The organism is Actinomyces culturomici, from assembly GCF_900499005.1.
Taxonomy (GTDB): Bacteria; Actinomycetota; Actinomycetes; order Actinomycetales; family Actinomycetaceae; genus Pauljensenia; species Pauljensenia culturomici.
Window position 1 is genome coordinate 1095437 of sequence record NZ_LS991316.1, and the last position, 13437, is coordinate 1108873.

At 71.5% G+C, this 13437-nt stretch carries 10 protein-coding genes and 1 pseudogene; 2 read left to right on the forward strand and 9 right to left on the reverse strand.

From position 1 onward, the window contains the following. Nucleotides 1–42: 42 nt before the first annotated feature. From DY157_RS04780 to DY157_RS04805, 6 genes and pseudogenes are all read right to left on the reverse strand, one after another. The gene (locus DY157_RS04780) at nucleotides 43–1869 is read right to left on the reverse strand and encodes a [protein-PII] uridylyltransferase family protein (protein ID WP_115727465.1); all 1827 of its coding nucleotides are present in this window, start codon (nucleotides 1867–1869) and stop codon (nucleotides 43–45) included. Further along, on the reverse strand, nucleotides 1866–2195 hold the full coding sequence (locus tag DY157_RS04785) for a P-II family nitrogen regulator (protein WP_115727466.1): 330 nt from the start codon (nucleotides 2193–2195) through the stop codon (nucleotides 1866–1868). The genes DY157_RS04780 and DY157_RS04785 overlap by 4 nt, the downstream gene beginning before the upstream one ends. A gap of 11 nt (nucleotides 2196–2206) precedes the next feature. Then, nucleotides 2207–3348: pseudogene (locus DY157_RS04790) on the reverse strand (ammonium transporter). 85 nt (nucleotides 3349–3433) lie between these two features. Next, the gene (gene ftsY, locus DY157_RS04795) at nucleotides 3434–4681 is read right to left on the reverse strand and encodes a signal recognition particle-docking protein FtsY (RefSeq protein WP_115727467.1); all 1248 of its coding nucleotides are present in this window, start codon (nucleotides 4679–4681) and stop codon (nucleotides 3434–3436) included. Nucleotides 4682–4737: 56 nt separating this feature from the next. Further along, nucleotides 4738–5094: a hypothetical protein gene (locus DY157_RS04800; RefSeq protein ID WP_115727468.1), complete on the reverse strand. Its 357-nt coding sequence runs from the start codon at nucleotides 5092–5094 to the stop codon at nucleotides 4738–4740. 136 nt (nucleotides 5095–5230) lie between these two features. Beyond that, the gene (locus DY157_RS04805; protein ID WP_115727469.1) at nucleotides 5231–6862 is read right to left on the reverse strand and encodes an RNA polymerase sigma factor; all 1632 of its coding nucleotides are present in this window, start codon (nucleotides 6860–6862) and stop codon (nucleotides 5231–5233) included. Nucleotides 6863–7017: 155 nt separating this feature from the next. Between DY157_RS04805 and DY157_RS04810 the strand changes: the two genes are divergently transcribed. Beyond that, nucleotides 7018–8112: a polyprenyl synthetase family protein gene (locus DY157_RS04810; RefSeq protein ID WP_115727470.1), complete on the forward strand. Its 1095-nt coding sequence runs from the start codon at nucleotides 7018–7020 to the stop codon at nucleotides 8110–8112. 47 nt (nucleotides 8113–8159) lie between these two features. Here DY157_RS04810 and DY157_RS04815 read toward each other — a convergent pair whose 3' ends face one another. Further along, entirely contained in the window at nucleotides 8160–8507 is a 348-nt protein-coding gene (locus tag DY157_RS04815; protein WP_115727471.1) for an Rv2175c family DNA-binding protein, read from the reverse strand. A 234-nt stretch (nucleotides 8508–8741) separates the two neighbouring features. On the opposite strand from DY157_RS04815, the gene pknB reads away from it, so the two are divergent. Then, nucleotides 8742–10634, forward strand: coding sequence for a Stk1 family PASTA domain-containing Ser/Thr kinase (gene pknB, locus DY157_RS04820; RefSeq protein WP_235827115.1), 1893 nt, complete (start codon nucleotides 8742–8744; stop codon nucleotides 10632–10634). Nucleotides 10635–10722: 88 nt separating this feature from the next. On the opposite strand, the gene DY157_RS04825 is transcribed toward pknB, so the two are convergent. Both DY157_RS04825 and DY157_RS04830 read right to left on the reverse strand, forming a co-directional pair. Further along, entirely contained in the window at nucleotides 10723–12153 is a 1431-nt protein-coding gene (locus tag DY157_RS04825; RefSeq protein ID WP_115727472.1) for a class II 3-deoxy-7-phosphoheptulonate synthase, read from the reverse strand. Continuing rightward, nucleotides 12150–13367: a pyrophosphate--fructose-6-phosphate 1-phosphotransferase gene (locus DY157_RS04830; RefSeq protein ID WP_115727473.1), complete on the reverse strand. Its 1218-nt coding sequence runs from the start codon at nucleotides 13365–13367 to the stop codon at nucleotides 12150–12152. The genes DY157_RS04825 and DY157_RS04830 overlap by 4 nt, the downstream gene beginning before the upstream one ends. Between the last annotated feature and the right edge of the window lie 70 nt (nucleotides 13368–13437).

The window sequence follows — 13437 nt, forward strand, 5'->3', positions numbered from 1 at the left end:
TGCTGGACGTGCGGGGGCGGGCCCCCGAGGACTCGGACCAGCCTATCGCACCGCGTCGGCCCCGCCGATGCGGGCCCAGGCGGTCGCGACGAGCGAGCGGATGAGCGAGGCCCTCCACGCGCTCCACGCCTTAGGACCCGCGCCCTGGGAATCCGCCTTCGTCAGCACCGCGAGGGCGGCGAGGGCGCACCCGGTCCCGCCGATCGCCTCGAGCAGCCGATCGGCGGTCTGAGGCGAAGCGGGGTCCTCGGTCGTCGCGAGGACGGCGAGGTCGAGGTGGTGCGCGACGAGGAGGGAGACGGGGGCGATCCTCTCGGGCATGCCGAGCCGCTCGAGAACCGGGCCGACGAGATCGGCGCCGACCGCGGGATGATCGGGGCCGGCAGCGCCCGGCCGCTTCCCGAGGTCGTGGAGGAGGGCGGCGAGGAGCACCGCGTCCCAGGGGACGAGTACCTCGGGGAACGGCCAGTCCCAGGGCTCGTCACCGGTGCGCTGGGCGGCGGCGCGCGCGACCGTCTCCGCGCAATGGCGGTCGACGGTCCAGCGGTGGAAGGCGGCCGACTGGGGGCGCGACCGCACGGGCGCCCACTCGGGGATCCACGCGTCGACGACGCCCGTCGCCTCGAGGTGCGACCACGCGCCGACGAAGCCCGAGGGTGCCGAGAGGAGGTCGAGGAGGGCGCGCAACAGGGGCGCGGGCCAGGGACGCGCGATCGCGTGGTCGCCGCGCCAGACGGCCGCGGCGATCGCGTCGAGGGCGGTTCCGGAGGGCTCGAGGCCCATCGAGGCCGAGGTCCGACCGAGGTCGAGCACGGCCGCGGGGTCCGAGGCGAGGCTCGTCGCCGGGAAGGAGAGGCGCCCGTCGACGACGCACGTCGATTCGGAGACCATCTGCTGGGCGAAGGTCCGGCGGGCACCGCCCCTGCCCGGCGCGACGGCGCGGATGACGCGTCGGGCGAGCGCGCCCGCGCCCCAGGACGGGGCCTGGCGCTCGGCGGCGTCGACGACCCTGCGCGTCGCCGCGTCGATCTCCGTGGCGGCGCCCGTGAGGAGGCGCCGTAGTTCGGCCTCGGAGTCCTCGCCCTCGAGACCGAGCCGTTCGGCGACCGCGCGCTGGTCGGCGCGCAGGAGCTTCGCGACGTGTCGGTCCGTGACGAAGTGGAGGGCGTCGCGGACGTCGAGGAGGAGGTCGAGAGCCTCGTCGAGGGCGCCGTGCGGGCGGTCGGCGAGCCAGGCCGCGGTGAGGACGCGCATGAGGCCGACGTCGCGGATACCGCCGCGGCAGTCCTTGAGGTGCGGTTCGTTCACCTGGTGGAGGAGGTCCTCGACGCCCCATCGGGCGCGGGCGGCCTCGAGAAGCTCGCCCACGCGCGCGGGCGCCTGCCTGCGCAGATCCTCCCCCACCCCGCGGACGACCGTTTCGTGCAACGAGGCGTCCCCGGCGACGAGGACGAGGTCGAGGAGGCCGGTGAGCGCGGGGAGGTCCGACTTCGCGATCTCGCGGCACTGGGCGGGCGTGCGGATCGAGTGGTCGACGGACAGCCCCGTGCTCCACAGCTCCGTGACGAGGTCGTGGGCGACGTCGGCGAGGCCGGGGGTCTCGTCCTCGACGAGGAGGACGACGTCGAGGTCGGAGCGCGGACCGCCCTCCTCGCGCGCGAAGGAGCCCGCGAGGCAGAGCGCGGAGGCGCACCCGAGGCGCTCGGGCCGGCAGGCGCGCCAGAGCTCCGACAAGTGCCGGGCGACGATTCGCGACGATTTCGCGCGCAGGGCCCTCCCCGGGACCGGGCTCCACGTCCCGCCCTCAATCGGGCGGTCGGAGTCGATCTCGAGGAGGGCCCTGGCGAGGGATCCGGCGGATCCGCTCACAGCGCGGCGTCCCCGCGCTCGCCGGTGCGGACGCGCATCGCGTCGACGACGTCGGTGATCCAGATCTTCCCGTCGCCGATGGCTCCGGTCCGCGCGGCGTCGACGATCGCGTCGACGGCGCGCTCGACCTCGTCGTCCGCGGCGAGCGTTTCGAGCTTGATCTTCGGAACGACGGTGACGGCGTACTCGGCGCCGCGGCAGATCTCGACGTGCCCCTTCTGCCGGCCCGTGCCCGAGACCTCGGTGAGGGTCGCGCCGGGGAGGCCGACGGCCTCGCGCACCGCATCGAGGCGGTGGGGCTGGATGATCGCGGTGATGAGCTTCATGGGGAGTCCTTTCAGGCGAGGCGGGCCGCGGCCGACATCGATTCGTAGGCGGATTCGGAGTGCTCGGCGAGGTCGATGCCGCGGACCTCGTCCTCGGGGGAGATCCTCCACCCCATCGTCTTCTTGAGGCCGAGGCCGATGACGAGGGTGACGACGCCCGAGTACAGGCAGGCGAAGAGCGCGACGAGGGTCTGGATGAGGAGGAGGCGAATGCCGCCGCCGTGGAAGAGGCCGCCGTCGACCGCGAAGAGTCCGATGAGGACGGTGCCGAGGAGGCCGCCGACGAGGTGGACGCCGACGACGTCGAGGGAGTCGTCGAAGCCGAGGCGGAACTTCAGACCGACCGCGTAGGCGCAGACGGCGCCGACGAGGAGCCCGACGATCATCGAGCCGATGGGGTCGCGCCCGCGCCTGGGGTGATCGCGACGAGGCCCGCGACGATGCCGGAGGCCGCGCCGAGGGAGGTCGCGTGGCCGTCGCGGAAGGACTCGGTGAGCATCCAGCCGAGGGAGGCGGCGCCGGCCGCGACCGCGGTGTTCACCCAGGCCGAGCCGGCGAGGGCGTCGGCGGTGAACGCGGAGCCCGCGTTGAAGCCGAACCAGCCGAAGAGGAGGAGGGCGGATCCCGTCATGACGAAGGGGAGGTTGTGGGGGCGCATGGCCTCTTTGCCGAAGCCGGGGCGCTTGCCGATGAGGAGGCAGAGGACGAGGCCCGCGACGCCGGCGTTGATGTGGACGACGGTGCCGCCCGCGAAGTCGATGGGGTCGGCCCCGACGAGGTTCGCGAGGACGCCTCCCGCGGAGAGGAATCCGCCCTCGCCGCCCCACACCATGTGGGCCATCGGGAAGTACGCGAGGGTCGCCCAGATCGCGGTGAAGACCATCCAGGTGGTGAACTTCACGCGCTCGGCGAGGGAACCGGAGATGAGCGCGACGGTGATGACGGCGAAGGTGAGCTGGAAGGCGACGGAGACCCACAGGGGGTAGACGACCGAGAGGACGGCGAGGACGCCGAAGGACATCATGAACATGTTGAGGACCGACTTCGTCCGGGACATGCCCCCGTAGAAGAGGGCGAGCGCGGGCACGGTCATGAGGAGGACGAGGGATGCCGAGATGAGCATCCAGGCTGTTGCTCCGGTGTCGAGTTGCATGGGGTGCCTTTCATCGAACGAACTTTCGATAGGCACACCTTACACCAAGGCTTTACTCCGCCTTTACTATCTCAATGAACAGACATTACCCATTGACGATCGCGTCGACGAAGCCCCGCGGATCGAAGGGCGCGAGGTCGTCCGCGCCCTCCCCCAGGCCGACGAACTTCACGGGCACGCCGAGGCTCTTCTGCACCGACACGACGATCCCGCCCTTCGCCGAGCCGTCGAGCTTCGTCAGCACGATGCCGGTGACGCCGGCCACCTCCGCGAAGACCTCGGCCTGCTTGAGGCCGTTCTGACCGGTCGTCGCGTCGAGGACGAGGAGGACCTCGTCGACGGGCGCCTGCTTCTCCATGACGCGCTTCACCTTGCCGAGCTCGTCCATGAGGGTCGACTTCGTCTGGAGGCGCCCGGCGGTGTCGACGAGGACGACGTCGACGCCGCGTTCGGCGCCCGCCTTCACCGCGTCGAACGCGACGGAGGCCGGATCGGCGCCCTCGCGGTCGGAGCGCACGACGTCGACGCCGACGCGATCGCCCCACGTCTGGAGCTGATCTGCGGCGGCGGCGCGGAAGGTATCGGCCGCGCCGAGGAGGACCGTGCGCCCCTCGGCGACGAGGACGCGGGCGAGCTTGCCGACGGTCGTCGTCTTCCCCGTGCCGTTGACGCCGACCATGAGGATCGACGCCGGGGCGTCCCCGTGCTTCGGAAGGTGGAGCGAGCGGTCGAGATCGGGGCCGACGAGGGCGAGGAGTTCCTCGGCGAGGAGCGCGCGGATCGAGGCGCCGTCGTGAACGCCCGCGACCGCGACCCGCTTCTTCAGGGAGTCCATGAGCTCGTCGGTCGCGTCGAGTCCGAGGTCGGCGACGAGGAGCGTGTCCTCGATCTCCTCCCAGTCGGCGGCCTTGAGGTCGCCGCGGGCGAGGATCTGGACGATCGCGCGGCCGAGGGCGCCAGATCCCGCGAGGCGGGACTTCAGGCGCTGCATGCGCGAGGGAACGGATTCGGGGGCCTCGACGGCGGGGGCGGCCGGAGCCTCGGGCGCCGAGGGCTCGACCTCGGCGGGCTCGCCCTCTTCGGCGTCCGCGGGTTCGTCGGGAGCGGCCTCCTCGGCGGGCCCCGCCCTCGCGTCGATCGACGAGGGCGCGGTGGTGTCCTCGGATTCGTCGGGTCCGGTCTGCGGCGCCGCCTCGATCGGGGTCTCGATGCGGGGGGATTCGAGGCGCGGGCGACGCGCGATCGCGACGACGAGCGCGATGATCGCGGCGACGACGAGGACCGCGACAGCGATCCCGAGGGGCGTGGAGAGGAAGGAGAGCACTGCGTCCATGGGGTCATCATCCCCCATCGGCGCGCGCGCCTTCCACCCGGGAGGCGCCTATCGCCTCACTTCAGCGGGTCGGCGCCGCCGTGCTTGGCGGCGCGCCGGTTCTCCTGCATGGCCTCGATGCGGTCGGTGACGACCTCGATCCGATCGATCCCCGGAAGGCGGTCGGCGTCGAAGTAGGCGTTCTTCTCGACCGCGTTCGCGTCGAGAAGATCGTCGAGGGTCGTGTCGCGGGGGTCGACGGCACCGGCGGGATCGGTCTCCTGCGGGGCCTGGAACTGGGCGTTCTGCTCGCGCAGGTGCGTCTGCCACTGGTCGGCGGGACGGCGGACGAGGGCGAGGCCGACGATCACGGCGATCGCCGCGACGACGATGACGACGAGCATGAAGAAGATGACTGCGAAACCCTCGGCCATGCCCCTATCGTCCAATCCGACGAGCGCCCTCCTCAAGTCCGGCGCCCGCGGTTGACCGTTTCGTGACCATGAGATCCCTCACCGGACGCGCGAGGGCCCGGGGGATCCTCCCCGGGCCCTCGCGATCGTGGTCGACTCAGTCGAGGTAGTCGCGCAGGACCTGCGAGCGCGACGGGTGGCGGAGCTTCGACATCGTCTTCGACTCGATCTGGCGGATCCTCTCGCGGGTGACCCCGTAGACCTTGCCGATCTCGTCGAGCGTCTTGGGCTGACCGTCGCCGAGTCCGAAGCGCATGGAGACGACGCCGGCCTCGCGCTCGGAGAGGGTGTCGAGAACGTTGTGGAGCTGCTCCTGGAGGAGCGTGAAGGAGACTGCGTCCGCGGGGACGATCGCCTCGGAGTCCTCGATGAGATCGCCGAACTCGGAGTCGCCGTCCTCGCCGAGCGGCGTGTGGAGGGAGATCGGCTCGCGCCCGTACTTCTGGACCTCGACGACCTTCTCGGCCGTCATGTCGAGTTCCTTCGCGAGCTCCTCGGGGGTGGGCTCGCGGCCGAGGTCCTGGAGCATCTGGCGCTGGACGCGCGCGAGCTTGTTGATGACCTCGACCATATGGACGGGGATGCGGATGGTCCGCGCCTGGTCGGCCATCGCGCGGGTGATCGCCTGACGGATCCACCAGGTCGCGTAGGTCGAGAACTTGTAGCCCTTCGTGTAATCGAACTTCTCGACGGCGCGGATGAGGCCGAGGTTGCCCTCCTGGATGAGGTCGAGGAACTGCATGCCGCGGCCCGTGTAGCGCTTCGCGAGCGAGACGACGAGTCGAAGGTTCGCCTCGAGGAGGTGGTTCTTCGCGAGCTGCCCGTCCTGCGCGAGGAAGTGGAGCTCGCGGCGCTCCTTCGAGGTCATCGAGTCGGCCTCGTTCTTCAGCTTGTACTCGGCGTAGAGGCCCGCCTCGATGCGACGGGCGAGGTCGACCTCCTGCTCCGCGTTGAGGAGGGAGACCTTGCCGATCTGCTTGAGGTAGTCCTTCACCGGGTCGGCGGTCGCACCCGCGACCGTCACCTGCTGGACAGGCTCGTCGGTCTCATCGGAGTCGGAGACGACGAAGCCGCCCTTGACGCGGATGCCCGACGACGTCCGCTCGCGCAGTTCTCGGCGGGCCTTCGCCTCCTCGTCCTCGGCGTCCTCCTCGTCCTCGGACTCCTCCGAATCGGAGTCCTCGCCCGACTCGGAGTCGGACTCGCTCTCGTCGTCGGACTCGCTCTCGTCGTCGGAATCGACGGTGTCGTCGGCACCGGCGAGGTCCTCGTCCCTCAGCTCGATGTCCTCGTCGTCGACCTCGACCTCGTCCTCGTCGGACTCGGCCTCGGCGACGGGCTCGTCCTTCTTCTTCACGGAGGCGCGGGCGGGCTTCTTCTTCGCCGGGGTCTCGGCGTCCGCCTTCTTGCGGCTGCGACGGGCGGGCTTCTTCGCGGCCGGCTGATCCTCGGTCGCGGACTCGGCGCCCTCGGGGGCCCCCTCGACGGCGGCCACCTCGGTCTTCTTGCGCGAACGGCGGGCGGGCTTCTTGGCCGCCGGCTCGTCGACGGTCGTGCTCGCCGGGGAGGTCTCGGCCGGAGCCGCCGACTTCTTCGCCCGAGTCGCGCGCTTCTTCGGCGCCGGCGCCTCGGCCTCGACCGCCTCGGCGGCGACGGACTCGACCGGCTCTACGGCCTCCTTCGCCTTCGCCTCGCGCTTCGATCCCTTGGCGTTGCTCGATGCGGCCACACAGGTCCCTTTCTCAGAAGACGGGAAAGCGCCGGGACCCGAGCCCCGGCATACTGCGGACCATTATAGTCCGAGGTCCTGAGAATTCCCGACGGAGCGGCGATCCCCCGCGCGGGGCGCCGCGTCTGGTACCCGGCCCGCACTACCCTGGCGCCATGACGACTCTCGCCGAGCGCTTCGCCGCCCTCCGCCCCTCGATCGACCGCGAGGCCCGCGAGGCCATCGACGCCCTCCTCGCCGAAATCGGACGGACCGCGGGCGCCGACGCCTTCGTCGACACGGCCCTCGCCGCGACGCGCTCGGGCAAGCGGTTCCGCGCGCTCCTCGCCCACTTCGGCGCCTCGCTCGCCTCCGGCCGCCCGCTCGGCGAGGACCCGGTCGGGAGCCTCGGCGCCGCCCTCGAGCTCTACCAGGCCTCCGCCCTCGCGCACGACGACCTCATCGATCACGCCCGCACGCGGCGGGGGGCGCCGACCCCCCACGTGCGCCTCGCCGGCGTTCACCGCGACGCGGGGTGGCAGGGCTCGGCCGACGAGTTCGGGGCGGCCGGCGCCGTCCTCGTCGGCGATCTCCTCTTCTCGGCGGCCGAGCGCGCGATCGGCCGCCAGTGCGAGGACCTCGATCCCGCGGACGCCGCGCGACTTCTCGCCCGCTATTCGACGATGCACGCGGAGGTCGCGCTCGGCCAGTACCTCGACGTGCGCGCCGAGCACCTCCCGCTCGATCTCCTCGACGACGCGGCGCTCTCGATCGAGGACGCGATGGAGGTCGTCCTGCGCAAGTCCGCGCACTACTCGATCGTCCACCCGGCGCTCCTCGGCGCGATCGCGGCCGGTGGCGACGACGCGCTCCTCGCCTCTCTCGACGAGATCCTCACGCCCTGGGGCATCGCGTTCCAGCTCCGCGACGACGACCTCGGCGTCTTCGGGGATCCGGGGACGACCGGCAAGCCCGCCGGCGACGACCTGCGCGAGGGCAAGCGAACGGTGCTCCTCGCCCTCGCGTGGAGGGCCGCGGCCGATGACGAGCGTCGCGCGCTCGTCGGCGTCCTCGGAGATGCGGACGCACCGGACGCGGCCGTCGCCGAGGCCGCCGCGATCATCGAGAGGCGGGGCCGCGCGGCCCACGAGCGCCTCATCGAGTCGCTCATCCTCGAGGGCGAGAAGGCGCTCGAGTCCGCCGGATTCTCCCCGGCCGAGCGCGAGGACCTCCTCGAGCTCGCCCGGATCGTCACCGCCCGGAAGTCCTGAGGCGCCGGCGATTCACGAGGACGGGGCGGCGGGCCCGGGAGCGGGGATCAGAAGGCGAGCGTCGAGGCGATCGCGTTGACGCGGTGATGACGCCCGGCGAGCATCGCCGCCATCGGCGTCTCGCCGAGCTCGTCCTGGTGCGTGTAGAGCCACGCCGCGGCCTCGTCGTCGGTGAAGCCATCGTCGGCGAGCAGCGTAAGGGTCCCCGGGAGGCTGAAGAGCGGCTCCCATCCGTTCTCGCCCTTGACGAGGATCTCGCGGGGGATCCCGCGCCCGGTCTCGGTCGGCACGGTGAAGAGGACGCGGTCGCGGACGAGCTGCTTGATGCGTCGGGGCTCGATCCCGAGGAGGCGGGCGGCCTCGTCGGCGGACAGGGTCTCGGGGTAGACGGTCATGCGTCCAGCCTAGCGCCCCGGAGGACCGCGACGCCCCGCCCTTCGGGCTCGCCGGTCGGGGGCGGGCGTGCGCCCGGTCTCCTCCCATAGAATCCGGGGGTGACCGAAATCGACTCCGAGCCCGAATCGACCGCGGGCGGCGCGCACGACACCGAGCGCCTCCGCATGCCCGTCGGGGTCGGCGCCGGGGCCGAGGGCGCGCCGGAGTCCGCCGAGGACCGCGCGATCGACCCGATGATCGGGCTGCTCGTCGACGCCCGCTACCGGATCGTCCGCCGCCTCGCCCGCGGCGGCATGGCGACCGTCTACGTCGCCCACGACGAGCGCCTCGAGAGGCCGGTCGCCCTCAAGATCATGCACCCCCACCTCGCCGAGTCCCAGGACTTCGTCGCCCGCTTCCGCCGCGAGGCCCGCTCGGCCGCCCGGATCATCCACCCCGGGGTGGTCTCGGTCTTCGACCAGGGCGTCGTCCACGGCCAGGGCTTCCTCGTCATGGAGCTCATCGACGGACCGAACCTGCGGACGCTCCTGCGCCGCGAGGGCTCCTTCTCGGTCGGACGGACGCTCCGGTACGTCCACGACGTCCTCGACGCGCTGCGCGCCGCCCACCGGGTCGGCGTCGTTCACCGGGACATCAAGCCGGAGAACGTCCTCGTCCCCCTCGATCCGCCGGCCCGGGTCACCGACTTCGGCCTCGCCCGCGCCGCCTCCGAGGTCTCGATGTCGACGACGGGGTCGATGCTCGGGACGATCGCCTACATCGCCCCCGAGGTCGCACTGTCCGGCGCGATCGACGAGCGCACCGACATCTACGCGGTCGGGATCATGGCCTACGAGATGCTCACCGGCTCGGTCCCCTGGGAGGGCGAGAACGCCCTCCAGATCGCGGCGCACCACGTCAACGACCCGATCCCCCTCCCCTCCGCCTCCGTGCCGTGGCTCCCCCGCGAAGTCGACGATCTCGTCGCGAGCCTCGCGGCCACCGACCCCGACGAGCGGCCCGCCGACGCCTCGGAGGCGCTCGACCAGGTCGCCCGCGTCGCCTCGGCGCTTCCGCCGGAGATCGCTCAGCGCCGCGCGGACGTCGCCCCGCGCGTCGTCGAGGGCGTCGGGGAGACCGCCGCCTGGGACCGCGCCGACATCACCTCGTCCCTCCCCGACCGACTCCCGGGCTCCTCGGAGGCGGTCGTCCGCGCCTCCGGCGCCTCCCCCGTCCTCCACGCGGATGGACGCCGGCGCTCGCTCGCCGGGCGCATCGTCGCCCTCCTCGCCGTCCTCGCCGTCGCCGGATCCATTGGCGGCTGGTGGTGGTGGACCGAGTACGGGCCCGGCTCCTACCTCGACATGCCGGCGACGACCGACCGCTCGGCCGCGGCGGTCGAGTCGCAGCTTCAGGCGATGGGACTCGGCGTCATCACCGAGGAGGCCTTCTCCGACTCCGTCGCCCAGGGCTCCGTGATCTCCTCCGACCCCGCGGGCGGGGAGCCCGTCCACAAGGACGCGGAGGTGCGCCTCGTCGTCTCCAAGGGCGTCGATATGAAGACCGTCCCGGACCTCTCGGGGAGGACCTCCGACCAGGCCGCCTCGGATCTCACCGCCGCCGGCCTCCAGATCGGGACGACCTCCGAGGAGTACTCGGAGGACGTCGCGCAAGGACTCGTCCTCTCCCAGTCCGTGGAGACCGGCACCTCCATCCCCCACGACACCGCGGTCGACGTCGTCGTCTCGAAGGGGCGCGAGCCGATCGAGGTCCCCTACGTCGCCGGCAGGTCCGCCGACGAGGCGAAGTCCGCGATCGAGGCGGCCGGACTCGCGGCATCGCCGACCGAGGAGTACTCGGACTCCGTCGCCGCCGGAACGGTGATCTCCCAGTCGACCCAGGCGGGCTCGACCCTCCACCGCGGCGACTCCGTGTCCTACGTCGTCTCCAAGGGCCCCGAGCTCGTCGAGGTCCCGAGCATCCAGGGCAAGCAGGAGTCCGACGCGATCGCGGTTCTCGAGGCCGCCGGGCTCAAGGTCGAGGTCTCCCGCATTCTCGGCGGCGTCTTCGGCACCGCCCGCTCCACGGACCCCGCGGCCGGGACCCAGGTGAGGAAGGGCTCGACGGTCACGCTGTACGTCGTCTGAGTCGTCGCGGCTCATCGTCGGCCGATCCAACGGCCGACGCGCGAGGAGGGGTCGGGACTCGCGTCCCGGCCCCTCCTCGCTCAATCGGCTACTCGCCCTCTCGCCGCAGGTACTCCGCGACCTGGAAGGCCATCTCGAGCGACTGCTGGTGATTGAGGCGCGGGTCGACGACCGTCTCGTAGCGCCGCTTGAGCGACTCGTCGTCGAGTTCCTCGGAGCCTCCGACGACCTCGGTGACGTCGTCGCCGGTGAGCTCGACGTGGATGCCGCCCGGCACCGTCCCGACCTCGTCGTGCGCGTCGAAGAAGCCCTTGACCTCGTCCATGATCGTCTCGAAGCGCCGGGTCTTGTACCCGGTCGACGAGGTGATCGTGTTGCCGTGCATCGGATCCGTCATCCACGTCACCGGCCGTCCGTCGGCCTTCGCGGCCTCGAGGAGCGGCGGCAGGGCCTCGCGGATCCGGTCGGCCCCCATGCGCGTGATGAAGGTGAGGCGCCCGTCCTCGCCGTCCGGATTGAGGCGCTCGACGAGCCCGAGCATCTGCGCGGGCGTCGTCGTCGGACCGAGCTTGACGCCGATCGGGTTGCGGACGCGGCGCAGGAGCTCGATGTGCGCGCCCTCGAGATCGCGCGTCCGCTCCCCCGCCCACAGGAAGTGGCCGGAGGTGTCGTACGGGAGACCCGTCCGCGAGTCGATCCGGGTCATCGCCGACTCGTACTCGAGGAGGAGCGCCTCGTGCGAGGAGTAGAGATCGACCTCGCGGAGCGAATCGAAGTCCGCTCCGGCCGCCTCCATGAACTTCACCGCGCGGTGGATCTCTTCGGCGAGCGACTCGTAGCGCGCGTACGCCGGATTCTGCGTGAAGCCCCGGTTCCAGTGATGGACGAGGCGCAGATCCGCGTAGCCGCCCTTCGTGAAGGCGCGGATGAGGTTGAGCGTCGACGAGGCGTGGTGGTACGTCTCGAGGAGCCGTGCCGGATCGGGGATCCGCGCCTCGGGCGTGAACTCGTAGGAATTCACCGCGTCCCCGCGGTACGAGGGCAGGGTGACGCCGTCGCGCGTCTCCGTGTCGTTCGAGCGGGGCTTCGCGTACTGGCCGGCGATGCGCCCGATCTTCACGACCGGCAGGGAGGCGCCGTAGGTGAGGACGACCGCCATCTGAAGGATCGTCTGGATCTTCAGACGGAGGTGGTCGGCCGTCGCCTCGGCGAAGGTCTCCGCGCAGTCCCCGCCGGTGAGGACGAAGGCCTCGCCCCTCCCGGCCGCCCCGAGCCATGCGCGCAGGTCGTCGCCCTCGCCGGCGAACACGAGCGGCGGCTGGCGGCGCAGCGTCGCGGCGACGTCGCGGCCCGCGGCGTCGTCGGGGTAGTTCGGCTGCTGGAGCGCCTCGTGCGACCGCCACGAGTCCCAGGGGGCCTCGATGCCGGTGTCGGGCGACCAGAGGTGCTCGGGGTCGCGGCGGAGGGCCTCCGAGGAGAACCTGCTTCCGCCGCGACCGGGCCTGATGGGAAGAGTCACTTCGCCGCGGGCTTCACGTCCTGGCCGATCTCGGCCATGAGCTCGGTGAACCACTCCTGCGTGATGTCGAAGGGCTTGCCGCCGGCGATGCGCGGGAACGCGATCGCGGAGAGGCGGTCGCCGTTCTCCTCGTCGTGGCCGATGACGCCCGACTCGCCGCGCAGGGCGCACTCGACCGCGTAGTCGGTCATCGACTTGATGAGGCGGAGGTCCTCGGCGTTCGCGCGGGACGAGCGCGAGAAGTAGCCCGACTTCTGGACCATGACCTTCTCGGCCTCGATCTTCGAGGCGAACTGCTTGGCGAACCACTGACCGGGGTTGATCGTGTCGAGCTTGACGTGGCCGAAGGGATCGCGCTGGACCTCGACGCCCGCGGCCTCCATCTCGGCGATGATCTCGGGGACGCCCGCGCCCTCGGAGAGGAAGATGTTGACGTTGCCCTGCTCGTCCATGATCTTCTTCAGGCGGGCGGCCTCGGCGTCGATGTCGAGCGCCATCTCGGGGAGGAAGACCGCGTGGATGTCCCAGCGCTCCTGCGACAGGCCGATCGAGGGGACCCACTCCTGGGTCTTCAGCCACTCGTGGTACTCCTTGGAGCCGGCGGCGGTGAGCCAGCCGCAGTGACGGCCCATGATCTCGTGGATGATGAGCATGCGCGGGTTCGAGCGGTGCTCGCCGATGACGTTCTGCGCGTACTCGGAGACCTCTTCGGCGGCGGTCCAGGCGCCGAGCGACTGGCGGATCGGAACGACGTCGTTGTCGATCGTCTTCGGGAGGCCGACGACCGTGAGGTGGTAGTCGTGCTCCTCGAGGTAGGCGGCGAGGTCGGCCGCGGTCGTGTTCGTGTCGTCGCCGCCGATCGTGTGGAGGACGTCGACGCCGTCCTTGCGGAGCTGCTCGGCCGCCTTCTCGAGGGGGTTCTCCCCCTCGGCGACGAGGCCGCGCTCGACGAGGTTCTTCGCGTTCGTCAGCTTGACGCGGGAGTTGCCGATCGGGGAGCCGCCGAAGCGGTGGAGGACGGCGGCGTGCTTGCGGGCCTCCTCGTCGACGACGACGAAGTTGCCGGTGAGCAGGCCGTGGTAGCCGTTCTGGTACGCGATGATCTCGATCGAGGGGTCGATCTCGTTGTAGCGCTCGATGAGACCGCCGACCGCGGAGGAGAGGCACGGTGCGAACCCACCGGCGGTGAGCAGGGCGACGCGGCGAACCGACATGGAAGACACCTTTCAGCGTTGAGGTCGTGGCGCCGGTCGGCGCGCACGCAACGCCCCCATCCTACTAACT

What these genes read in the sequence shown, in the direction of transcription:
- pknB (WP_235827115.1), top strand. Translation starts at nt 8,742, where the DNA reads ATGATCGGGCTGCTCGTCGACGCCCGCTACCGGATCGTCCGCCGCCTC.
- DY157_RS04785 (WP_115727466.1), bottom strand. Translation starts at nt 2,195, where the DNA reads ATGAAGCTCATCACCGCGATCATCCAGCCCCACCGCCTCGATGCGGTG.
- ftsY (WP_115727467.1), bottom strand. Translation starts at nt 4,681, where the DNA reads ATGGACGCAGTGCTCTCCTTCCTCTCCACGCCCCTCGGGATCGCTGTC.
- DY157_RS04810 (WP_115727470.1), top strand. Translation starts at nt 7,018, where the DNA reads ATGACGACTCTCGCCGAGCGCTTCGCCGCCCTCCGCCCCTCGATCGAC.
- DY157_RS04815 (WP_115727471.1), bottom strand. Translation starts at nt 8,507, where the DNA reads ATGACCGTCTACCCCGAGACCCTGTCCGCCGACGAGGCCGCCCGCCTC.
- DY157_RS04830 (WP_115727473.1), bottom strand. Translation starts at nt 13,367, where the DNA reads ATGTCGGTTCGCCGCGTCGCCCTGCTCACCGCCGGTGGGTTCGCACCG.
- DY157_RS04800 (WP_115727468.1), bottom strand. Translation starts at nt 5,094, where the DNA reads ATGGCCGAGGGTTTCGCAGTCATCTTCTTCATGCTCGTCGTCATCGTC.